The organism is Terribacillus halophilus, assembly GCF_900162685.1.
GTDB lineage: Bacteria > Bacillota > Bacilli > Bacillales > Amphibacillaceae > Terribacillus > Terribacillus halophilus_A.
The window spans coordinates 2,212,968-2,235,030 of record NZ_LT727828.1 but is presented as its reverse complement, the minus strand read 5'-3'; the positions used below and the strand labels follow the sequence as shown (position 1 = coordinate 2,235,030).

The window sequence follows — 22,063 nt, the reverse complement described above, 5'->3', positions numbered from 1 at the left end:
GCGAGATGACATTTTATATGGTAGGGGTAGTTATGACATGTATTGGCTAACAAACTAAAGACAATGACAAAGCTCGTGGCGATAACCAATGGGTAACGTAAAGAGGTGCTGTTTTATTGTATAAGAAAATTAACTTATGGTTGTATTTTTACAAGAGACGGTCGTATAATACTCGCTATTCGTAAAAAAACGTTACGAAAATTAAAATTTATGTAACGGGAGGGTGAAAAGTTGAACGTTGTTGGGTATATACGAGTCTCCACTCAAGGGCAAGCTAAAGAGGGATATAGCTTGAAATATCAAGAAGATGAAATTAAAGCATACTGTGAAGAACAAGGCTTAAACTAGATTCATATTTTTAGAGATGAAGGAATTAGTGGCGCAAGACTAAATGAAGAAGCATTAGAAATTGACAGGGTGGGCTTACAGGAGATGTTGGCTCACCTTTCGTCTGCCCAAATTGATTATGTGGTAGTGCTGAACACATGCCGATTATGGCGGTCGGATATTGTTAAGGTGCTGATCCAACGAGAGCTGAAGAAATATGGCTGTGATATTTGCGGTCAACACGCGAGCTTTCGAATATGAGTCCATAGAAGACGATCAATTCACCAAGGAATTTTGGATTAACATAGCCGCCCTTGTCGTTACCGTTGCCGTTACAGTTGTATGTCCACCGGCGGGAGCGGTATTAGGTGCCGCCTATGCGAGCGTTGAAATGGGGAGTGCTATTTCCGGGAAGGACTGGGCATCTGGACGGGAGCTGGATACGTCGGAGCGCTGGACTCGAGGAATATTGGCACCAGTCGATATATTGCCGGTAGGAAAAGCCGCAACAACCTTCACAGGAACAGCGCGCACCACTAATAAAGTGGTCGACTTAGGGGGCGCACTAAATAAAACAAAACTAAGCTCCTCACTAGCAGGTGAAACCGCTCATCAAACATCTAAAGTGAAACAACTAGTAGAAACAGCAGGACAGCAAACATCATCCAGATTAAGAAACGCCAGTCATTCTGTGAAGAACTCTACGAGCGTTCTCAAAAATAAACTCGGCGAAGAAGCAATCAAAGTCGCACAAAAGGGAGATGCGGGGATCACAAAAGTTCTCCATATGTTCCCGCAAGCAAACTTAGCAACAGGTAATGGCATAATGTTTGCATCTCCCGGTAATTTTAATAAACTAGAAGCAGGGACTGCGAAGGTAGTGGATAGACTTGGGGCGGTTTCTAAGGGTACGGATAATGGTGTTACAAAAGATGAATATAAAAACTTGAGGAAAAAGACACCAAGTAACGATATAAGAAAAATGGTTAATCCAGATGGTCCTAAAGTGGATCCAGTGTACGGGTATGAAGTAGATAAGTTTGAAGCAGACCATATTGTTTCAATGAAAGAAATAACTGAAATGGATGGATTTAGTAGGTTAACTAGAGAACAACAAATAGAAATTCTAAATCTAAAAGATAATTTTGTTGGTCTTGGAAAATCTTCGAATGCATCTAAGGGAGCTCATAGTTGGGCTGATTGGAAAGGACATTCTAAGATGGGAGAGGTTCCTGTTAATGTTAGAATGGAAATGCTTGAAAAAGAGAAACAGGCTAGAGAAGCTCTAAAAATAGCTATAGAAGAGAGGTTGAAGAAATGAAGAAATTTGAAAAGAGTATTATGGGTAAAACCATTATAGTGACTGCTGAAAAAGAATTAGAACCTCAAGTAGAAAGTTTGTTTGCTATATTAGAACAGGTAGACCGTAATAAATTAATTCATGGATTCTCATTACAAGTTGGTTGGTCCGTCTATTATTTACAGGAGAGAGAAACTGGGAATTTTATATTGACTACTCCTGACTACTCTAAAAATCCATTTGAAGATATAACAGAAGATTTAACTTTAGCATTGTGGGTACAACTAGAACAAGGTCATTTTTTGAGAAATATGAATGTAGATGGTTTATCAATAAAATTTAGTGATAAAATCATACTTTCTAAAGGTGTACTAGAACTCGAAAAAATATATTTACAAAGAAATGGAGATGCTGAAAAAGGAGATTCAGGTTGGTATATAGGACCTGTAGAGGATAATAATACTACAGAGTTGTATGCTCTATATGCTTATCAACTACTAAAAATTAAACCAGAAATCATTCAAGTTCTTGCTTTACCAAATGACTATATGGTTGTTTTTAAAGGTAATGAAATAAAAGCAGTATTAAACGAAAACGATGTAGATGTTTTAAAAGATTCAATATAGCTTTTATTTATGGAATTTATAGTTACACAACTAAACTATACAGGAAGTAAAACACTGAATAAAGCGCTTGATTGTGTCTACTAATGGCAACAAGTGCTTTTTGTTAGGAATGTAACTTTGGACAAATTAAAATGTCTACATGAAATTCATAACTCATGAAGGTAGTACCATCAAGGCATTCTGTTTTAATAATTGCTTTGCGAGAGAAGTACGATAAATAGGCGAGATGACATTTTACATGGCAGGAATAGTTATGATATGGAATGGCTGACAAACTAACGAGATTGACAAGGCTCGTGGCTATAAACAATTGGTAATGTGAAAGGGAGTTGTTTTATTGCCTTGGCACTTAAATTTTGGGTTGTATTTTTCCTAGAGACGGTCGTATAATACTCGCTATTCGTTTAAAAGCGTTACATAAATTTTAATTTCCATAACGGGAGAGTGAAAAGTTGAACGATGTTAGATATTTACAAGTCGTGAGTTTCGGTTTTTATATGAGAAAGAAGCATGCCCTACACATGCTTCCTCTCACAATGGATTAATCAATTCCTCCCTATTATTCCTCGGCGAATTAACTAATGTGGAAACGGGATACGCAGTCAATTCCTCTGAAAAAGGCTTCAGTATTTGCTGTAGTGTTTCTGTATTCTGCTCATTCCGATCCAGCCAGATGGCTTGTGAATTGGCTGGTAAAATAACGGGCATGCGGTGATGGATTTGTTGCATGAAGCTGTTGGCTTCGGTGGTGATGATGGTACAGGTGTAGATGGTGCTTCCATCGTCGTCTTGCCATTTCTCCCAGAGGCCGGCGAAGGCGAAAGGGGTTTTGTCCTTGCGCTGGATGCGCATGGGCTGCTTGTTGCCGTCTTTGGTTTTCCATTCGTAAAAGCTGTCGGCAGGAATGAGGCAGCGCTGTTTTTGAAAGGCTTTCTTGAAGCTGCGTTTTTCCTGAAGTGTTTCAGCTCGGGCGTTGATCATTTTGCTGCCGATTTTCTTATCTGGTGCCCATGGTGGAATTAGACCCCAGCGCAAACTTCCTAGCTTGCGTTTTTTGCCATCATGAATGATTGCTGCTATTTGTTGAGTTGGTGCTATGTTGTAGCTTGGCTCAAGTGATTCTATTTCCGAGACAGCGTCATACGTCCGTAAAAGTTCTTCCCAGGGCGTGAGTAGTGTAAATCTGCCGCACATGTTAAAGCTCCTTTTTTTCTCCAGTATAACCTTTCAGACAGCTACTGAAACGATTTAGAAAAGACAATGCACAAGCCAAGCGCGCAAATCATGACAAAACCGAATACCCAATCTGTCCATCGTATGTGATAAGAGCGGTAATATGTTCGATCTCTTTCTCCGGTGAACCCTTTGGATTCCATGGCAACGGCAGTTCTTTCGGCTTTACGAATAGCACTTGCCAACAAAGGAATCGTATATTGTTTATATCTCGTCAGTCTGCTTGTTTTTGTTCTGGCTCCCCGAACAAGGTGGGCAGATCGAATGGTGGTTAATTCGTTTGTCAGTAATGGCAAGAAACGATAACCGGCTAGTATGCCGTATGCAAGCTTAGGCGATACACGGCATTGCTGAATTAAGCTTAAAATAAAGGCTACCTTGTCGGTCGTCAGGACAAACAAGAGGGATAACGTGGCATAGCTGAATACACGAATAGCCAATGCCAGTGCATCCTGCACGGTTTCCGATGGTAAATTCCAGAATAGAAACTGCTGTGTAACAGAAGGATGCGCTGGTGTTTTCGCAAATAGCAAAGTTGAAACTAGCATGCCAAGTGCAAAAATCGTGAAGGGAAGCAGATAAAGGAAGTACTTTCTTATCTGTATTTTCCCTAACAGCAAGGTGACAGCCATTGTCCAGCCGGTGTATAACAGCAAGGTAACTGGGTCAAACAGAAATGCAACGGCGATTGCGGCTATTGTAACCGTACCTGCTTTTACACTAGGGTTGATGTTATGCATGGAGGCTCACCTTCAGTTCTCGTTGCTGATAAGCTTCTTTCAAGGGCAGAGAGAGCCCATATTCTGATAAATCGGCCGTTTTCCAAATGGCTTCAGGTGTGTCGTCAAGTACAATTTTCCCTTCATTAACAAGGAGGACACGAGATGCGTAACGATCAACCAGCTCCATATCATGCGTTATCATGACAATTGTACAACCGCGCTGATGCTGCGCCGTCACTTGCTGCATTAACATAGCTGTCGTAGTGCTGTCTTGGCCGAATGTTGGTTCATCCAGTACGAGCAGCTGCGGCTCATGAACCAGCATCGTAGCGACACTGAGTCGTCTTTTTTGACCCTGACTTAACAGAAAAGGATGTTTATCGGCATGTTCGGCTAACTGGATTTCGTCTATTAATTTTTCCGTTTTAGCTGTACTAGCCGGTTGGCCAAAGGCAATTTCATCTAGAACTGAGTCAGATAGGAATTGATGTTCTGGATTTTGAAACACGTACCCAATTTGCTGATAAAGTTCCTCCTGTTTCCACCGTTTGAGCTGTTTGCCTAGAAATTCAATTTTTCCAGATGAGGACTTTCGCAGGCCGGTCATCATCTGGGATAGAAGTGTTTTTCCGCTGCCGTTTTTGCCAGTAATTGCGATAAACTCCCCCTGATGGATAGCAAGTGATGGAATGTCCAGTAGGAGCTTATCTTTACTTTTAAAGCTGCCGTGATTAATCTGTAACATAATCTTACCAAAGTGGTTAGCGGCTTGTTTCGCTGCATGCAAAGTTAATCCATTAGGCAGCTGATCGGCTGTGATCGGCCATGGCTTTGCTAGCTTTGCATCTTTGGCAAATCGGGTTACCTCAGGGAGCCAAATCCCGCGCTGCTCGAGTTCGGCATCATATTGATTGATTGCCTCTGTCATCTCACCATCAAAGAATAGGGAGCCATTTCGGTCTAATACTATCGTTCGATCGATTATCGGAAGCCAGTAATCAATATTGTGCTCGATTATTAGAAGTGTGAGATTTTGCTGCTTTTTCAGCTGACAGATTGTCTCTGCCAGCTCTTTGCTGGCGGCCGGATCCAGATTAGCTGTTGGCTCATCGAGAATAAGCATACTAGGGCTTAACGCAAGAACTGCTGCTAAAGCGAGTTTTTGTTTTTGTCCGCCAGAGAGTGTATGAATTGTATCTTTTCTTCGATGCTCTAACCCGACAAGAGAGAGGACCCGCTCGATTTCTGCATCCATTCGCTCGGGAGCCATTTTCTTGTTTTCCAAGCCAAAAGCAACTTCATCTTCCACTGTCAGCATACAAAACTGTGTTTCTGGGTCTTGAAATACTGTTCCGACTTCTAAGTTAAGCTGCCCGCTGGCATATTGATCAAGGGGTTTGCCGGAGAATGATATTGTTCCGCCCATTTCCCCGTCAAGCTCTTTTGGATATAATCCATTTAAACAATAAGTGAGCGTGCTCTTGCCAGAGCCGCTTGGACCTAGTAAGAGAATGCTGTCTCCTTTCTTTATGCTAAAGCTCAATTCATTTAGAGTAGGGTGGCTTTCCTCTTCAAATGTAACGGACAATTGGTTAACTTCCAGCAGGACATCTTTCATCCGGCTTTTCGCTGGCGATAGGTTTTGCCGAGCGGGAAGCTCGTCAATGTGCCTGTTTTGGCTAGCGCCTCACTGATTGCTTTACCGATTAAACCACTGATTACCGCACCGCTAATGATGCGCACAACCAGCATAAGTACAACATAAGAGGGATCTAGGGCAGTGAAACCGCCGCGGAAATATCCCCAGATAAAACTTGTAATCGCTGCTCCTATGCCGGCTCCCATCAGGACAAATACGTGATAAGAACGATAACGGGTTATAGTAAAAGCAGCTTCCGCCCCAAACCCCTGGACGACAGCAGAAAGAATAACAATCGGTCCGACACTGCTGCCAATTAGCACTTCAACAATTCCAGCGATTGTCTCCGAAATAAGCGCAACGCCAGGCTTTTGAATAATATAAGCAGCAACAATGGATACAAGGAACCAAACTCCAAAAATAATGTCTGTTCCAATGGGTCCAATCAGTCCCATCATTACAACGTTGACAGGGAGAAATACCAAGTACACAATCCCAAATACGACAGCTAGTGCTGCCATGACGACAATATCTTTCATACGCCAGTTCTTCATTTGGTTGCTCCTTTGGCAGAAGGACTGTTTGCCGACATGGTAACTGTCATCACAGTATGAGAAGAACCAGATGCTTCTGTTTCGGTAAAGACGTGCTCCAATCCTACAAATACATCGTATGCATTGCCATCGAGACGAGTGGAGTAGTGTGATTTCGATACCGTAATCCCTCGAGCTCGCATATTTTCAATTTGTGTATAAATGGTATCCATATAATTACCGCCGCCTAACGGATAGAGAGAAAATTTAGAGGCGGTTTCCAGTTTTATATCTTTTATGTTGGGCATGTTCTGTTTTGTTTCGTCTTCGGCCATATACACATCGCCAGTTGAATCGCCTGGACAGCCGATTGAATAGGTGCCATTAAAAACAACGTGTTCATCTGTTTTTGCGGCCGCTAAAAAAATTGCGGATGTAACATCAAATACATGAGGGATTCTTCCGCGCACAAGTGTAGTCACATCGTCTGTTTCTATCCATACCTTTGACGTGTCTACTTGATTAAGTGCGTCTAAAATAATTTCCTTAAATTTGTCTGCCATCGGGTAAATCGAAAAACTGCAGCCGGCAATGCGGCTTGTTCCACAAACATTCTCCATTACAGATCCTCCTATTTTTTGCATGAAAAAAGCGACTGCACCATAGGGTGCAGTCGCAGAATATATACAAAAAGAGTAAGAGCATTCTGGCTGCACTTCCCCACGCTGGTATTATCCAGATCGAGTTCAAAGGGTCGGAAAAAGTCCTCTCAGCCGTTGCCAGCTCCCCTAGTGCGTCGTAATTTTTATGCAATTGTTAGGTATATAGTAAGAAAAACAAGTACTTTTGTAAAGGGCTTCTTTTCAAATTCTTTACAGGTATAGAAGTTTATTCGTCTGATTGCGCTGTTTTCTGGCCTATTTTCAGCTTATTAATTAATGGACCAACGGTAAGACCTTGGATGAGCAAAGAAAATAGTACAACCCCGAAGGTTAAGATGAGTATATTATCTCTGCCTTCAAAAGACTGCGGCAAACTTAATGCCAATGCGATGGACAGACTTCCTCTGAGCCCGCCCCAATTTAAAATAAGCTTGTATGTTGATTCGAAGCCTTTGATTGGCAGTGTGCTTAGGTAGATAGCAATCGTTCTTGAAGCTAATACAATGACGATTGCGGCAACAATCAATCTCCATTTTCCCGATAAATCGATATTTTGTATTTCTAACCCAATCATTAAGAAAATGAGTGAGTTGGCAATAAGTGTAATGGTATCCCAGAAAGAATCGATATTCATCCTCGTCGTTTCAGACATACCAATTTTTGCTCCATAGTTTCCTAAAATTAGTCCTGAAACAACAACTGCGATAACACCGGAAACGTCAAAATGCTCGGCAATAAAATAGCTCCCGAAGAATAAAAGCATGGAAAACACAATCTCTAATGGGTAGTCATCATAGAATTTGAAAATCCGAGAAATAATCCAGCCTAATACAGACCCGACAACGACACCGCCTACACTGAATTTCAAAAATAATAACAAACCATGACCAAGACCTGCCCAGCCCATTTCTATATATGTTAACAAATACATAGATGCAATTTGAAACAGCACAACGGCAATACCATCGTTAAATAATGATTCTCCTTCAATGATTGTAGTCAGTTTTTTGGGCACACCCAAAGATTTAAAGATGGAGATAACACTAATTGGATCGGTTGCGCTCATTAATGCCGCAAATGTAAAGGCAACGACAATTGGCAAATCCATGAAATAATAAACACTGAAGCCGACGGCTATAAATGTAATTAATGTTCCGCCGAATGCCATTGCAATTACAGGTTTCTTCTCTTGGTTCAAGTGAGAAAAAGGTAACTTAATAGACGCGTCACCCAATAATATTGGTAAGAATAAAGAAATCACGATTGCTTGGAAGACATTGGATTGGACGATATAGTTCTCTGCTTCTTCTAAAAAGGGAATATCAACAAGACCTAAAATTAATCCGACAAGAACTAAGGCAATCGAATAAGGTTTGTTAAATGTTTTGGATAAAGCGATTACTGTTACAGAAATGGCGAGCAGGATAAGTAATTGGATAAATGTTTCGTTGAAATGATGCAAGATAATACGCTCCTTAGAAGATGTACTGGATAATAAATTCTTCTTAATAGTTCCCCAACTTGCTGTCTGGTATAGCATGTTTTATTATATTTTCAACTTTCTCCTTGTGAATCCATTATTTGTAGAGACTAAATTAACAAAAAATAGCAGAGGGGGAAACATTGATTTCTCCCTCTGCTATTAAATATGCTTAATTCACTTTATCTTTCTGTTTGTTGGCGGCCTCTTCCAAGCGGCGGTAACGCCTTAAGTCAGCTTTGCGGATAGGAAGTGGTTCATTTTTTAGCATTATAACCATGCTGACTATCATAAGAAGGATGAGAATGGTAAACGGCAGGGCCGAAATGAGCGATGCGGTTTGCAAGGCATCAAGTCCACCCGCATAAAGCAGTACACCTGCAATGGCAGCCATTAGCAAACCCCAAATAATTTTCACATACAGCGAAGGGTTAAGGCTTCCATAGCTTGTCATGCTGGCTAAGATGTAGGTAGCTGAATCTGCGGAAGTAACCAGGAAAGTAAAAATAAGTAAGATGGCAAGAACAGAAACAAGCTGTGTGAGCGGCAAGTATTCAAATACTTGGAAAAGAGAAGAATTCAAATCTTGATTTACAGCTTCTGCTATTGCGGTTCCATTATTTAAATCATTATAAAGCGCTGTTCCGCCGAAAACAGCAATCCATAAACACGCGATTGCTGGCGGGATGACCATAACGCCAATAATATACTCCCGTATCGTTCTTCCGCGGGAAACGCGCGCTACAAATGCTCCTACAAATGGTGACCATGCAATTGCCCATGCCCAGTAGAATATCGTCCAATCGAGTACCCATTCGCCGCCTTGGTAAGGCTGTAAACGTAAGCTGTATGGAATGAATTTCGTAATATAATCTCCTATTGCCACGACAAAAGTATCCAAAATAAATACGGTTGGTCCGGCAATAAAAACAAACACTAGTAATAGAAGGGCAATGCCAAGGTTCAAGTTACTTAGATAAGCAATCCCTTTTTTTAATCCGGTTGCTGAAGATATCGTATAGGCAATGAGCATGGCAGCAATAATCAAGAATTGAGTACCGATTGCGTTTTCTGTGCCGAATACTGCATGCAAACCGCCATTCATCTGCATAACGCCTAATCCAACCGAAGTAGCAATACCCATTACTGTCGCAATAACTGCAAGCGAATCAATTGTTCCTTTTACAGCAGGCTTCTTTCCTGTAACAGGTTCAAGTGCAGTTGAGACTAAACCATCTTTCTTTTTTCGAAACTGCAGAAAGCCGATAACAAGTCCTACAATGGCAAAAACGGACCATTGACTAACTCCCCAATGAAAGAACGAATAGCCCATCGCCACTCGAGCTGCTTCCTCTGTCTGTGCTTCTTGGTCAGGGAAAGGAGAGGAGAAGAAGTGACTCATTGGTTCGGTTACACCCCAAAAAACGAGACCTGCCCCAAATCCGCCTGAAAACAACATGCCGATCCAAGTGAAAAAATGGAATTCTGGTTTTTCGTTTTCTCTACCAAGTCGGATTGAACCATACTTGCTAATTGCCAAGCAAGCTAAAAATACAATGACAATAAATACGGCGAGTAAATAGAACCAGCTGAAATTTACAAATGGAAGATTCGATTTGCGACTGCCCCAAAAGCTTTCGGCTTAGCGGAACCGACTACTACTAAAGTGAGGATAACGAGAGATGAAACAATGAATACAGGATTTTTCCAAACTTGTTTATTCATGATTACCTCCTATTATGTATCTCTTATCCATACCCAAGCCAAAGCAGTATAAACCTGTTATTTTATTGACTAAAAATATCAATGAAGGAGAAAACGCTACTTGATTTTTTTGGAGGCAATAAACCGAGTAATATTAGTGAAAAAAAGAATTATAAAATAAAGTATCTATTAAAGGAAATATCAAAAAGTCACCCCATATCACAAACGAAAGATGGGGTAGTATGGAAAATAAAGTAGTAAAGGCAATAGAAAATTATAGCGTTCCTTTAACAAGTCCTGTTGACTTGGACATTTTAGAGGAAGGAGTTGGAGAAGCAAAATTTGTCCTGCTGGGGGAGGCGTCTCATGGTACCTCGGAATTCTATACTGTACGAGCGGAGCTAACAAAGAAACTTATCACAGAGAAAAATTTTACTTTTGTTGCCGTGGAAGGAGATTTGCCTGCTTGCATCGAGCAGGTGCGTATGACAAAGTACTTATTTTTAACGAGGAAAATAAAAAGATCTTTCAGCAGCGAATAGGGCATCGCGCAATTGGTGTTGTGTATCGCCGGAGTTTGAACAGTTTGGTAATTATGTGCCATCTGTCATGTCTCAGCGATATGATGCTTTCATTTATATCGAGGAATCGAGAGCGCTGCTGCCATTAGTTTTAAGAGGATAGTGCTTTGAATCTGGAGTTATAAGGTTGAGAACATGTTGGCGCATTCGCAGGGAAAGAAAAATCCATTTTAGGATTTTCTTTTCCTGCTTTTATTAAAATAAACGCAGGGATTGCAGTTTAATGCACACCAAGGTATTCTAACGCATCTTTTACTGTAGTTTTAGTCGGCGTTCGAAGCTGGCTTATGTCCATGTTTGCTGCTTCTAAAGCATGGTTTGGCTGTATACCGGTGTAAATTGACTTTATGCCTAATAAGTTAAGAACATGGCTGAGTTTAAACAAGTAATCTGTAACAACTTGATGTAATTGATAAGTACCAGAAAAATCAATGATTAAACAATCAATACCTTGCTGCTTTGCCTTCTCCGGCACTATCTCGAGTAGTTGAAAGGCACATGTTTCATCAATTTCACCTACTAAGGGCAGTACAGCAATTCCTTTTAATAAAGGTACTAAGGTAGCGGAAAGCTCGTTTATATGCTTCGTTAATAACTGTTGTTTCGTTTCTGCTGCTTTTCTTTCCGAGATATCTGTTACATAAGTTTGTATTGCTTTTTTATTACCAATTAAAACGGGGTGACAATATAATTCGACGTCAACTTTCTCCCCGTCCAGCTTGAAGATTGTTTCTTCTATCACTTCTGCAGGGGTTTCATAAGCTGATTGAATTCTTTTATCAATGGAGGACTTTGAACTTTCTTGAAAAATATCCAAAGGACTAGCTCCAACAATGTCATTCCTATTACCTCTGAAAAAAGCCTCAGCTGCAGCATTGACATAAAGTATCTTAAGATCAGTATGTACAATCAAGGGATTCAGTGAATATTCAATAACTTCCCGGTAATCGATTTTCGATATATCTTCACTCATTTTATCCCTCCTAAACTTTAAGTATAGATAACTTGGTACGGTGAAACAAGGGAGACGCATGTTTAGCAGAAATAAGAAGACTTTGTGATTGTTTTAACAAGGGAATTCTCTAAATAACTAGAAGTATATACATACAGGGATAAAAGAATGATGTCTAACTATATACCTGTCAAAGAGGATGATTCACGGAAACTAGAGGGAGAGGGAAGATGAAAAAACGTGGGTTAACTTTGTGTCTAGTAATGATGTTAACTGGTTGTAATCAGCAAGTAGAACATTTAGAACCAAGTACATATGAAAACAAAATCTTAGAGATGGATCAGTCGACTGGAATAACACTCGTTGCAGAGGATGTTACGATAACAATGGAGGAAGATGAAATAGTTTACAAGATAAGAAATAATACAGATAAGCAGATAGGTGTCGGGCGAGAATATGTGATTGAGAAAAAAGTTAATGGTGAATGGATGCAGGTACCCTTTAAAAAGAATATAGGTTTTCTAGCTGATGCTCAAATTCTGTTTCCGCATTCAGAAGGCAGATTCACAGCGTCTTTTGATGTATTGGATTATAACATATCAGAAGGCGAGTACAGGTTGATAAAACCGTATGGAGCTATTATTCTTTATGCTACTTTTAATGTCATTAGGTGAAATAAGAGGTAAACAAGAATCAGAAAGGAGAATTAGATGAAAGTTGTACTTGCAGGCGGAACTGGTTTTATTGGAGAGTATTTAGCTAATAAATTTAAAGATTCAGGTTATGAGGTTATTGTTATCTCTAGGAAAAATCCATATTTTTCTTGGGACAATAAGCTAGGACTGATAAAGGCTGTAGAAGGAGCAGAACTGCTCATCAATTTAGCTGGGAAATCAGTAAATTGCCGCTATAATGAAGCAAATAAAAAAGAAATAATGAATTCTAGGGTAAAGACGACAACATTATTAGGAGAAGCTGTCCAAGCGTGTGATAACCCGCCTTCATTGTGGATCAATTCCAGTACAGCCACCATATATCGGCATGCCGAAGATCGGCCAATGACAGAAGCTGAGGGAGACATTGGAACTGGCTTTTCTGTTGATGTAGGGACAAAATGGGAAGAGACTTTCTTTTCATATGAACTGCCGAAAACAAGGCAAGTTGCTTTACGTATAGCTATTGTGTTAGGAAAAGATGGCGGTGTAATTACGCCTTACAAGAACTTAGTGAAATTCGGACTCGGAGGTAATCAGGGGACGGGGAATCAGATGTTCAGCTGGATACATATTGAAGATTTATATCAAATCATTCTTTTCTTACAAGAGAAACAATCTCTAAGCGGTATTTTTAATTGTGCGTCTCCGGAGCCGGTTTCCAACCATGAGTTAATGCGAACGCTGAGAGAGACCATGCGTGTCCCGTTTGGCTTGCCTGCGCCTAAATGGATACTGGAATTCGGGTCCGTTATGATTAAAACGGAAACAGAGTTAGTTTTAAAAAGTCGCTGGGTTGTCCCAGATCGGTTAGAGCGGGAAGGCTATACGTTCCGTTTTAAAGCTCTTGAGAAAACCTTACAAGATATACTGTAAGGTCTTCGTATATAGGGAGAGTGAAACTTTTCTGCTTCTGTTTCGTATAGAAAGTACGACACTTAAGGGGGAACAGCATGATTTTTCTTATCGCGTTAGCCAGCATGGCTGGTTTTATCTTAATTGCTTTGGCTGATTTAGCAGCTGGGGGAGGAAAAGCAAGACTTAAACAGTATATTCTAACAGGAATCGCTGGTTACATTGTGCTTTTCTTGATTATATACTTCGTGTTGCCTGCATTTATTATTCAAAATATACTTTGGCTGAACGCCATCGGTATTTTCTTCGCTGTTTATGTGCTTTTTGCAAGCAAACGGACGGAAGCGGAAACGAAAAAGAATACGGGATTGCAACTGACAGCAGGATTGTTTGCAGTGCTGCTAATAGGAGCAGTTGTTTGTGTGATTGCGAATTTCGCAGTTTATCAATCGGCATATGATCATGTTGTCAAATCAACCGAAGATGAAGCAAAGCCGCTTGATGAAGAGAAAACACCAATTGCTATTGCGCCGAGCTCGGTGCGTAATATGATGAACAAGAAGATGAGTGTCGTTCCGGAGACGCAGCTGTATCAGCTTGGCAGTCTGCAAACACAGACAGTCGGGGATACAAATGAATATATTGCACCTGTTGAATTTGATGGATTTTTTAAATGGATAAAAGGCGGCGAAACGTCAGGGTACTTTGTTATCGATGCAACTAGTTTAAGCGCACAGCCGGAATTTGTTGAAAACAAGCTAACTTATGTACCATCTGCATACTTTCACAAAGACCTAGAACGTATTATCTATTCACGATATCCAACTCACATTCGAGAAGGAGAGGCTCGTTTGGAAATCGATGAAGATGGAAAAGCATGGTATGTGCAGACCGTATACCAACCGAAATTGTTCACTGGAAAGGCAAATGGAGATGACATTCAAGTGGTCGTAGTTAATCCATATAATGGCGAGTCTAAGATTTATGATGCTGATAAAGCACCTGCCTTTATTGAGAATACGATTGCTCCGGAAATGGCAAGCAAACTTAACACGTATTATGGCGAGTACAGCGGCGGTTTCTGGAATCGATACTTTGGGAAATCCGGTGTGAAGATACCTAATGATAACGGCACAGAGCATGGTGTGACAGCTGTTTTCTCTGAGGACGGCAGCATCCAATACTTTACTGATTTTAAATCACCAAAAGAAAATATTGATTCTGCGCTAGGCTATAGCATGGTAGATGGCCGAACAGGTGAAGTAACATTCTACGGCGGTGAAAAGAACAATGGCATAATGGACTCCTCAGGTGCAGTGCAAGTTGTTGAAAAGGAATATCCAGAGAAAAAGTGGGAAGGAAAGATGCCGGTTCTGTACAACATTGACGGTAATCCGACTTGGGTAGTCAGTGTACTTGATGCCAATGGCATATTTAAGAAATATGCCTACGTGCGTGCAGCTGATTCTGATTATGTTGTGTTCGGGGATGATGCAGAAAGTACACTGCAGGCTTATCGATTGCAGCTCAGAACGGATCCAAGCACCGCAGAATCTACAGGTGATGCGCCTGTACAGCAGGTGAGCGGAAAAGTATCGCGCTTGTACATTTCTGGAGAAAGTTCCGGGACGAAAACAATTCAATTCCTGCTGCAAGGTCAAGATACCATTTATAGCATCAGTTCTGCTGATGCGCCATATGCGATCTTCTTGAAAGAAGGGGATCAAGTCAACTTCGAAGCTGCGATGCAAGAAGATGCTTCATCAGCAACAATAGAACAAATCTCCATTGACGGTTTAAATTAATCTTAAAGCCAGCTTCTTGAGGAAGCTGGCTTTATTTTATATTTGTAATTGTGTATAGAACAATATATTCAAAAGAAAAGGAGTGACGGCATGAGTAATGAGAAAGAATCACCGGAAGAAAGAAGAGAAAGGTTGCGCCAAGAGGAACGAAAGAATAATCCTGGCGGCAATTTTCATGATGGGTTAAACCGTTCTGAACATAGCAACCTTGCAGATTTAGTTGGCGGTTTAGGTTGGAAAGGTACAGGCATTATCTTGCTAATTATTATTATAGCTTTGGCAGTTTTATGGATATTTTTTAGCTAAGCAACTGCTTTATTAAGCGATAGTCATATACTGCGTAAAGCGTTTCTCTGCAACAAAAGGACCGTGCTGAATAGAATGATGATAGAACTCGATACGAGCAGAATGGATAGAATGGAGATTTCTGCTACTAATAATAGCGAAACAATTCCGTAAGATAAAGGAACCAATCCAATGGAAACAAGTGTACTTACACTAATTATTCTGCCAATTAAGTGTTTTGGTACAATTTGCTGGATGATGCTGATGACAGGTATGTTGATGGCAGAGACGCACATACCGAGCAGGCAAAGAAGTACACTAGCAAAAATAAAGCTGCCTGACTGGCTGTATATACCGAGCAAAAAACCTTCTAAAAGCAAGACAGCTGCAATCCAGCGTCCTTGCTTTTTTATTAGAAAGAAACTAAGCAGGAATCCGCCAACGACAATTCCGCCTGAAAAAGAGAGTTGCAGAAAGCTAAGTGTAAACGCATTTCCTTCCAGAATGTTTTCAGCAAAAAGCGGAATGCTTAGCATCAATGGACCTATATAAAGTAAATTATCCACAATGAATGTCAACATAAGCAGTTTGAGTGTAGGGCTTGTTTTTATAAAATGAATTGCTTCTTTCATCTCTGTGCGCATGGAAAAGTCAACCTGGCCTTCATTTTTAGGCTCCTTGATCATCAATTGACAAAGACTGCCTAAAAGAAGAGATGCGCCTACCATACAGAACACCGCTGCATAAGGAAATCTGGATATTAGGAGTGCGGCAGTGGGAGGGCCGAGCACGACACCGAGCTGATTTATAGTCTGCATTATTGCATTCGCTTTTGCTAAATTGGCTTCTGGTATGATCTGCGGGATGATGCTGTCTCGTGCTGGCCAAAAAAAAGCATCCGATATACCAAAAATAATAGCGAAAAGTAAAAGAGGAGCAAAATGCAACATGTTGTTGTCTGTAAGGAAAGCTGCCAGCATCAGCAGCAGACTCCTAACGAAAAGTGAACAGAAAATAATACGGCTTTTTCGCAGTCGATCAGCAAGTATTCCGCCGAAAAACATACAAATAACACGAGGCAGTGTTGTCGCTAATAAAACGATACCGACTAGTTTTGGGGCGCCTAACTTATTTATCACATACCATTGTTCGATTAGCAAATACATAGATATGGATAAACTTGAAAAGATACTGGAAACAAGCAGCATACGAAAATCACGATTGACCAATAGGTTCATCTTTTTCCTCCTAGTAGTTTGATGAGTATCTAATTAGATGTGAGGCAACGGCCCGCTCTCAAAAGCTAGCGGGCCACATTTCCTCAGGATTCAATTGGTATTTATTATTGTCACGATAAAGAAATTGGTGCGTAATCCACTCTCGTCGGATGGTCGCATAATCGGAATGGTACCGCTGGATATAACCATTTATTTCTTGTTCTTCATAAACACGGTGCTTCTCTAAATGCTGTATCATATAAGCTAAAACAACGACGCGTTTTTTCTCTTTAGCCGGTAATTGGAGGAGCTTACCATCGGGAGAAAAGAAATTCTTTACTAATTTAAGCTTTTCCTCAGGATTTACTTGCGCACTTGGGTGCACGCTTTCTTCGCCGAGCTGCAAGATACTTTTTGATAATCGTTCTAAGTGCGGTTCGTCTAAGTAAAAGTAAATACTGTTACCGTCCCTAATTGGATAAATAATGCCGGATTCACGCAGCTTTGTTATATGGTGTGTGATGGTGGGCGGCTTTAATCCAAGCTTATGCGCGATAGCTTGCCCGTGAAGCGGTCCTCTTTTTAACACTGCGATGATTCGCATTCTTGTAGTATCTCCAACAGCTTTGTGGAAGCGGACGATTTTATCAAGCTGCATTAGATCATCTCCTTTTGATTAGATTACTATCTAATTAGATGGAAGTCAAATTAGATGTGGTTTCATTTATGTTAAGAAAAGGTATAGACAGGAAAAAACAAAGAGAGGTGAAAACGGTGCGAGCTATGCTTATTATTAATCCTTCATCGGGAAAGGAAAAGGCAATGGACTATGAAGAAAGGGCAGTTGGGGTGCTTGGCAAGCGGCATGATTTAGTCGTAATAAGATACACAGAAAAAGCGGGGGATGCGACAAAATTTGCGGCTGAAGCTTGTGACGGTACATATGAAACACTGCTTGCTATGGGCGGAGACGGTACAATTAATGAATGTGTCAATGGGTTGGCTGAAAAGAAGCAGCAGCCTGCATTTGCTTTTGTTCCGCTTGGGACAGTAAATGATTTCGCCCGTGCATTGCAGATTCCAAAGAAGCCGAAAGAGGCGCTAGATTTACTGGAAGGTTACCATACAAAGCGCGTGGATATCGGTAAATTGGGGAATCGGTATTTTATGAATGTGTTAGCAGTTGGCGTCATCGCAGAGGCTGTCTACGATGTTACGCCGGAGGAGAAAAGCAAGTACGGCCACTTTGCTTATTTGAGGGAGGGTGCAAAAGCATTCCGTAACAAGACACCGTTTCTGCTGCAAATGGATGCGGACGGGATAGAAGCATACCATGACAACGCATATATGATGCTAGCAGCAATGACAAATTCCGTGGCTGGATTTGAGAAGTTTGCAGAGCAAGCCAAAGTAGATGACCATCAATTTCATATCTTCCTATTAAAAGACCTTTCTATCCCAAAGGCAGCTTCCATTATTCCGGACCTTGTCAAAGGGAAGCTAGGTGCGAATGAGCAAGTAGCTTATTTTAAAGCGAAGTCAATTCGGGTTCAATCAGATACAAAGCTTGTTGTTAATATTGATGGGGATGAAGGGGTGCCGCTTCCATTCCAAGCTGAGGTTTTGCCCGAAGAAATTCGGGTAATTGTACCAAAAACAGTATAAGAAAAACCCCGCCTTATTAAGGCGAGGTTGTGGGAGTGCTAGAGTCAAGCGCCGGCAGCTCCAATTGATCACGCAGTGTTTGGGTAGCGTTAGCAAGTGAAGTGGGATCTGGAACAAATGCCCAAGCACCGTATCCGGGAACGATACCAGTTCCTCCTTGACCTTCAAGTTGTATCGTTTCCATAGACAATTTATTATTGACTCCATAAGAGACAAAGCTCTTCATTTCATCGAATGTCATATTTGTCTGCATATTGCTTCCAACAGCTTCTAATAAATCCGAATACTTAAGGACAGAACTTAGGTCCGTTGCTTTATCCATCATAGCTTTGATGATTTGCTGCTGTCTTTCACTGCGGGCAAAGTCACTATCCTGCTTACGCGTTCTGGCAAGTGCTAGAGCTTCCTCACCGTTCAGCTTTTGAACCCCAGGCTGCAGGTGGATAGCGCCTTTTTCATCTTTGGAATTCATCTCTTCCAGTTCATATGGGACATCAACTTTAACGCCGTCTAATGCATTAACGACACTAATGAAGGCTTCAAAATTTACATCCAAATAATAATCGACAGGTACTTGAAGCAGTTCTTCTACAGCTTCAACTGTTGCAGTAGGCCCGCCATTATAGGAACTATTAATTTTGGTGTTCCGTTCCAAATAAGGGACGTATGTGTACGTGTCACGCGGAACGCTAAGCATTTTGATGCTTTTCTCATCCTTATTAAATGTTGCAAGAATCATGGTGTCAGACCGTTTACCGATGTTTTGATTTTCCCGCTTTTCACTGGAATCAGAACCGATAAACAGCACGCTGACACTGTCTTTAGCTGGATCTACAGCACTGTCACGAAGGGAAGATTTGTCGCGCCCATCATCTTGATAGGAATCGTTGGCCAAATTTCCGGCTTTCACGTATAGATAACCGGCGTATGCTGCCGGGATAAGGAGCAAGAGTATAACAATCAGAAAGATATTTCGGATGACACGCTTTTTACGTGATTTCTTCCGTTTTTTCTGCGATCTGCGCAGCTCCTGTCTTTCTTCTTTAGGCATATATTGGTGTCTCCTTTAATTGCTAACTAAAATTTTGTCAATATTTGTTTGAATATTACCAGAGTCTACTATAACATATCATTCGCTTTCAAGGGAGATTTTCTATATGATGAGGAGAAGAACCAAAAGGTGAGTGATGCGTGTGCAATTGCATAGTATAGAAGCGGCAGAGCGTTTCGTAGACGAGAATCAGCTTGCCATCTTGTTTATCTCGTCACCAGGATGCAGTGTATGTGAGGCACTTCTGCCTCGTATGAAAGAGCTTGCGGCTAGTCTGCCTGATGTACAGCTAGCTTATACAGATGCAAGTGAGGTGCAAGAAGTAGTCGGCAGGTTTATGGCTTTCGGTGCGCCAACGATTTTGGTGTTTGCAGGAGGTAAGGAACAAATTAGAGAAGGCCGATTTGTCCGTATGGAGGACTTCGCTCAGAAACTCGATAAAATTATTTCATTAATGAACAAGTAGAAATAAAGAAACGTTTTTTGAGGAACTTAGTTGGATTACCAATCGTATAGGAAACAGTAGAAGTAAGGGAGGAAAGCTTATGTTCAAGAAGTTTATCCGTAAATTAAAAGAATCCGCCGGCGGCAGCAGTCATCGTCGCAGCAGAAGATACGATTCCAGCGGTCACCGTGGCCGTCGCTATGATTCCAGCAGCCATCGCGGCCGCCGTCGTCATGGTTCGAGCGGAAGCAGCGGTTATGGTCGCAATCGGTATGGAGGCAGCAGCCGATATAAACGCCGGGGTTATGGAAGCAGCAGTTAATCTGCTGCTTTTTCTTTTGCTGTTTCCATTGCTTTAACTGCTTCTGCTACCGTGGCGAAGGGATCTCGAATGCCAAGTAATCTTTCCAGAACAAATTTGCAATCAGCTGATAAGGTAAGCTCTTCTGTCCAAGGAAGGGCTTTTTTATTTGTCTGTTCGAAAGTTGTATACAAGAGGTAAAGAAGGATATCACCTAAATCAAACAAGTCTTGTTCCCTGCGCAGCTGTTCTTCTCTCGTTTCTGAACCTGTAAATTTTGCTGCCAATCCAAAATCAATTAAAGAAGCATGCCCTTTTATTAACATGACATTCGGAATGCGAATATCGCCATGGTATATACGCTGTGCATGCAGGTATTCTACAATAAGGGCGATATCCATTGTCAGCGTCAGTGCATCTTTTTCGGTGTATTTTTTCTTTGTATCAAAAATATGCTGTTCGATATTTTCGCCAGCTAGATAGTCCATAACAAAGAAATAGCCATGTTCTGTATGGAAAAAGGATGTAGCTTCGGGAATGGCGGGATGCTGAAGTGCTTGCAAAAGCTCAAATTCGCGCTCGAACATCGCGAAGTATTTTTTGCGCTTTTGTCTGCTGCGCCGCAGCTGTTTCACAGTGCATGTTTGATTTAGCACAGTATCGTCACATAGATAAGTTGTGCCGTAGCTTCCTGAACCAAGTTTTCGTATGACATTGTATCGTTCTATTATGTGCGAGCCAGGTGGGTAATTCTTATCGACTAGCTGACGGTGCAGCAAGCGAAACGGTCTGCTGATGTGATAAAGCATATATTTTCTCCGTTCTTTTTCTTTTTAGTATATCGGCTTGTCAGCAGGTTGCAAAGTAAGTTATCTGAATATATAATAATATTAAAGTGATATCACTTTAATATTAAAATGTAGGAGTGACGTGTATGAAAGAAAAGCAGGCTGCCGTCTTGAATGGTTTTCTAGGAGTATTGATTATCCTCGCGCTGGTGGGTGCTGGTATCTTTAGTTTGACACAAGAGGTGATTTTTCCGGCTATCCTTCTGTTTATTGTTGGTTTGCTGCTCATTACTGGTATTGTTATTGTACCTCCAAACCAATCCTATGTGGTGACTTTCTTCGGAAAGTACATCGGCACAATCCGTGCCAATGGGCTGTTCCTCACTTTTCCATTAACAACAAGACAGCGAGTTACGCTGCGTATCCGCAACTTCAACTCCAAGACGCTTAAAGTAAATGATGTAGAAGGGAATCCAATTGAAATAGCAGCCGTGATTGTGTATCGTGTAATAGATACGGCCAAAGCGGCGTTTAACGTGGATGATTACGAAGAGTTTGTTGCGATACAGAGTGAAGCGGCAGTGCGTTATATTGCTTCCAATTACCCGTACGATAATTTTAATGAAACTGGATATTCGCTGCGTGAAAACGGAGATGAAATTACCGGGAAACTGCAAGCAGAGCTGGAAGCGCGTTTGAGTGAAGCGGGTGTGGAAGTTATGGAAGCGCGTTTCACGCATTTAGCTTATTCAACAGAAATTGCACAAGCGATGCTGCAGCGTCAGCAAGCGTCAGCCATCATTGCTGCACGTAAAATGATTGTAGAAGGTGCGGTCGGCATGTCAATGGATGCTGTTGAAGCTTTGAATGACGGTGATTTAGAGCTTGATGCAGAGCGTAAAGCACAGATGGTGAATAATTTGATGGTGGCCATTGTTTCCGATCGCGGGACACAGCCCGTCGTAAACAATGGATCGCTGTATTAAAGCAGGGGTATTATGGCAAAAAAGAAGAGTTTTCCGTTGCGCATAAACCAGGAAATTTACGATATGGTGCAGAAGTGGGCAGACGATGATTTTCGCAGTGTGAATGCTCAAATCGAATATCTGCTTCGCGAGCAGCTGAAGCAAGCTGGGCGACTGAAGTCAGAGAAAGAAAAATAGAGCAGGAAGCGATGTG

Annotated in this window: 22 protein-coding genes, 4 pseudogenes and 1 riboswitch; of the genes and pseudogenes, 14 read left to right on the top strand and 12 right to left on the bottom strand. The window is 41.3% G+C overall.

What is annotated here, in order from left to right; translation table 11 throughout:
• Positions 1 to 231: 231 nt before the first annotated feature.
• The 3 genes and pseudogenes from B1K52_RS15970 to B1K52_RS15960 all read left to right on the top strand — a co-directional run.
• A pseudogene (locus B1K52_RS15970) lies at positions 232 to 558 on the top strand (recombinase family protein); the annotation flags it as partial.
• Positions 545 to 1,648, top strand: coding sequence for a hypothetical protein (locus B1K52_RS18040; RefSeq protein ID WP_077309993.1), 1,104 nt, complete (start codon positions 545 to 547; stop codon positions 1,646 to 1,648). The pseudogene B1K52_RS15970 and the gene B1K52_RS18040, both read left to right, overlap by 14 nt.
• On the top strand, positions 1,645 to 2,253 hold the full coding sequence (locus B1K52_RS15960) for an immunity protein Imm33 domain-containing protein (protein WP_077309991.1): 609 nt from the start codon (positions 1,645 to 1,647) through the stop codon (positions 2,251 to 2,253). Before B1K52_RS18040 ends, B1K52_RS15960 begins: the two co-directional genes overlap by 4 nt.
• A gap of 531 nt (positions 2,254 to 2,784) precedes the next feature.
• On the opposite strand, the gene B1K52_RS15955 is transcribed toward B1K52_RS15960, so the two are convergent.
• The 7 genes and pseudogenes from B1K52_RS15955 to B1K52_RS15925 form a co-directional block, all read right to left on the bottom strand.
• The gene (locus B1K52_RS15955) at positions 2,785 to 3,447 is read right to left on the bottom strand and encodes an SOS response-associated peptidase (RefSeq protein ID WP_077309989.1); all 663 of its coding nucleotides are present in this window, start codon (positions 3,445 to 3,447) and stop codon (positions 2,785 to 2,787) included.
• A gap of 41 nt (positions 3,448 to 3,488) precedes the next feature.
• On the bottom strand, positions 3,489 to 4,226 hold the full coding sequence (locus tag B1K52_RS15950) for an energy-coupling factor transporter transmembrane component T family protein (protein WP_077309987.1): 738 nt from the start codon (positions 4,224 to 4,226) through the stop codon (positions 3,489 to 3,491).
• Positions 4,219 to 5,826: an ABC transporter ATP-binding protein gene (locus tag B1K52_RS15945; RefSeq protein ID WP_077309985.1), complete on the bottom strand. Its 1,608-nt coding sequence runs from the start codon at positions 5,824 to 5,826 to the stop codon at positions 4,219 to 4,221. Before B1K52_RS15945 ends, B1K52_RS15950 begins: the two co-directional genes overlap by 8 nt.
• A complete protein-coding gene (locus tag B1K52_RS15940) occupies positions 5,823 to 6,401 on the bottom strand; it encodes an ECF transporter S component (protein WP_077309983.1) in 579 nt (192 codons plus the stop codon). The genes B1K52_RS15945 and B1K52_RS15940 overlap by 4 nt, the downstream gene beginning before the upstream one ends.
• Positions 6,398 to 7,000 (bottom strand): YkoF family thiamine/hydroxymethylpyrimidine-binding protein, encoded by a 603-nt coding sequence (locus B1K52_RS15935; RefSeq protein WP_077309981.1) that lies wholly within the window; start codon positions 6,998 to 7,000, stop codon positions 6,398 to 6,400. The genes B1K52_RS15940 and B1K52_RS15935 overlap by 4 nt, the downstream gene beginning before the upstream one ends.
• Before the next feature lie 80 nt (positions 7,001 to 7,080).
• Positions 7,081 to 7,180, bottom strand: a riboswitch (TPP riboswitch).
• Positions 7,181 to 7,268: 88 nt separating this feature from the next.
• Positions 7,269 to 8,504: a cation:proton antiporter gene (locus tag B1K52_RS15930; RefSeq protein WP_077310632.1), complete on the bottom strand. Its 1,236-nt coding sequence runs from the start codon at positions 8,502 to 8,504 to the stop codon at positions 7,269 to 7,271.
• Between the two features lie 190 nt (positions 8,505 to 8,694).
• Positions 8,695 to 10,247: pseudogene (locus tag B1K52_RS15925) on the bottom strand (BCCT family transporter).
• 221 nt (positions 10,248 to 10,468) lie between these two features.
• On the opposite strand from B1K52_RS15925, the gene B1K52_RS15920 reads away from it, so the two are divergent.
• Complete coding sequence (locus B1K52_RS15920) at positions 10,469 to 10,768, top strand: hypothetical protein (RefSeq protein WP_077309979.1); 300 nt, start codon at positions 10,469 to 10,471, stop codon at positions 10,766 to 10,768.
• Positions 10,693 to 10,910: pseudogene (locus B1K52_RS18515) on the top strand (erythromycin esterase family protein); the annotation flags it as partial. The gene B1K52_RS15920 and the pseudogene B1K52_RS18515, both read left to right, overlap by 76 nt.
• 117 nt (positions 10,911 to 11,027) lie before the next feature.
• Here the strand turns inward: B1K52_RS18515 and B1K52_RS15915 are convergent.
• A complete protein-coding gene (locus B1K52_RS15915; RefSeq protein WP_077309977.1) occupies positions 11,028 to 11,780 on the bottom strand; it encodes a PAS domain S-box protein in 753 nt (250 codons plus the stop codon).
• 209 nt (positions 11,781 to 11,989) lie between these two features.
• Between B1K52_RS15915 and B1K52_RS15910 the strand changes: the two genes are divergently transcribed.
• The 4 genes from B1K52_RS15910 to B1K52_RS15895 all read left to right on the top strand — a co-directional run bounded on the left by B1K52_RS15910 (position 11,990) and on the right by B1K52_RS15895 (position 15,438).
• Positions 11,990 to 12,433 carry an immunoglobulin-like domain-containing protein gene (locus B1K52_RS15910; RefSeq protein WP_077309975.1) on the top strand — a complete coding sequence of 148 codons (444 nt, stop codon included), beginning with the start codon at positions 11,990 to 11,992 and terminating at the stop codon, positions 12,431 to 12,433.
• 36 nt (positions 12,434 to 12,469) lie between these two features.
• Positions 12,470 to 13,348, top strand: coding sequence for a TIGR01777 family oxidoreductase (locus B1K52_RS15905; RefSeq protein ID WP_077309973.1), 879 nt, complete (start codon positions 12,470 to 12,472; stop codon positions 13,346 to 13,348).
• A 77-nt stretch (positions 13,349 to 13,425) separates the two neighbouring features.
• Positions 13,426 to 15,132, top strand: a complete 1,707-nt coding sequence (locus B1K52_RS15900; RefSeq protein WP_077309971.1) for a hypothetical protein — start codon at positions 13,426 to 13,428, stop codon at positions 15,130 to 15,132.
• A gap of 90 nt (positions 15,133 to 15,222) precedes the next feature.
• Entirely contained in the window at positions 15,223 to 15,438 is a 216-nt protein-coding gene (locus tag B1K52_RS15895) for a DUF6366 family protein (protein ID WP_077309969.1), read from the top strand.
• 23 nt (positions 15,439 to 15,461) lie between these two features.
• Here the strand turns inward: B1K52_RS15895 and B1K52_RS15890 are convergent.
• Together B1K52_RS15890 and B1K52_RS15885 are read right to left on the bottom strand one after the other, a co-directional pair.
• Positions 15,462 to 16,658, bottom strand: a pseudogene (locus B1K52_RS15890) (MFS transporter); the annotation flags it as partial.
• A 55-nt stretch (positions 16,659 to 16,713) separates the two neighbouring features.
• Positions 16,714 to 17,292 carry a DUF2087 domain-containing protein gene (locus B1K52_RS15885; RefSeq protein ID WP_077309965.1) on the bottom strand — a complete coding sequence of 193 codons (579 nt, stop codon included), beginning with the start codon at positions 17,290 to 17,292 and terminating at the stop codon, positions 16,714 to 16,716.
• A gap of 68 nt (positions 17,293 to 17,360) precedes the next feature.
• On the opposite strand from B1K52_RS15885, the gene B1K52_RS15880 reads away from it, so the two are divergent.
• Positions 17,361 to 18,299 carry a diacylglycerol/lipid kinase family protein gene (locus B1K52_RS15880; RefSeq protein ID WP_077309963.1) on the top strand — a complete coding sequence of 313 codons (939 nt, stop codon included), beginning with the start codon at positions 17,361 to 17,363 and terminating at the stop codon, positions 18,297 to 18,299.
• A gap of 16 nt (positions 18,300 to 18,315) precedes the next feature.
• Here B1K52_RS15880 and B1K52_RS15875 read toward each other — a convergent pair whose 3' ends face one another.
• Positions 18,316 to 19,350: an LCP family protein gene (locus tag B1K52_RS15875; protein ID WP_077309961.1), complete on the bottom strand. Its 1,035-nt coding sequence runs from the start codon at positions 19,348 to 19,350 to the stop codon at positions 18,316 to 18,318.
• 136 nt (positions 19,351 to 19,486) lie between these two features.
• Here B1K52_RS15875 and B1K52_RS15870 point away from each other — a divergent pair, with 136 nt between their 5' ends.
• Positions 19,487 to 19,816 carry a thioredoxin family protein gene (locus tag B1K52_RS15870; RefSeq protein ID WP_077309959.1) on the top strand — a complete coding sequence of 110 codons (330 nt, stop codon included), beginning with the start codon at positions 19,487 to 19,489 and terminating at the stop codon, positions 19,814 to 19,816.
• 79 nt (positions 19,817 to 19,895) lie between these two features.
• Positions 19,896 to 20,117, top strand: a complete 222-nt coding sequence (locus B1K52_RS15865; protein WP_077309957.1) for a hypothetical protein — start codon at positions 19,896 to 19,898, stop codon at positions 20,115 to 20,117.
• Here the strand turns inward: B1K52_RS15865 and B1K52_RS15860 are convergent.
• Positions 20,114 to 20,905 (bottom strand): serine/threonine protein kinase, encoded by a 792-nt coding sequence (locus B1K52_RS15860; RefSeq protein ID WP_077309955.1) that lies wholly within the window; start codon positions 20,903 to 20,905, stop codon positions 20,114 to 20,116. The genes B1K52_RS15865 and B1K52_RS15860 overlap by 4 nt on opposite strands.
• Positions 20,906 to 21,030: 125 nt before the next feature.
• Here B1K52_RS15860 and B1K52_RS15855 point away from each other — a divergent pair, with 125 nt between their 5' ends.
• Complete coding sequence (locus B1K52_RS15855) at positions 21,031 to 21,870, top strand: SPFH domain-containing protein (protein WP_077309953.1); 840 nt, start codon at positions 21,031 to 21,033, stop codon at positions 21,868 to 21,870.
• 12 nt (positions 21,871 to 21,882) lie between these two features.
• Positions 21,883 to 22,047, top strand: a complete 165-nt coding sequence (locus B1K52_RS15850) for a type II toxin-antitoxin system antitoxin (protein ID WP_077309951.1) — start codon at positions 21,883 to 21,885, stop codon at positions 22,045 to 22,047.
• Positions 22,048 to 22,063 lie beyond the last annotated feature (16 nt).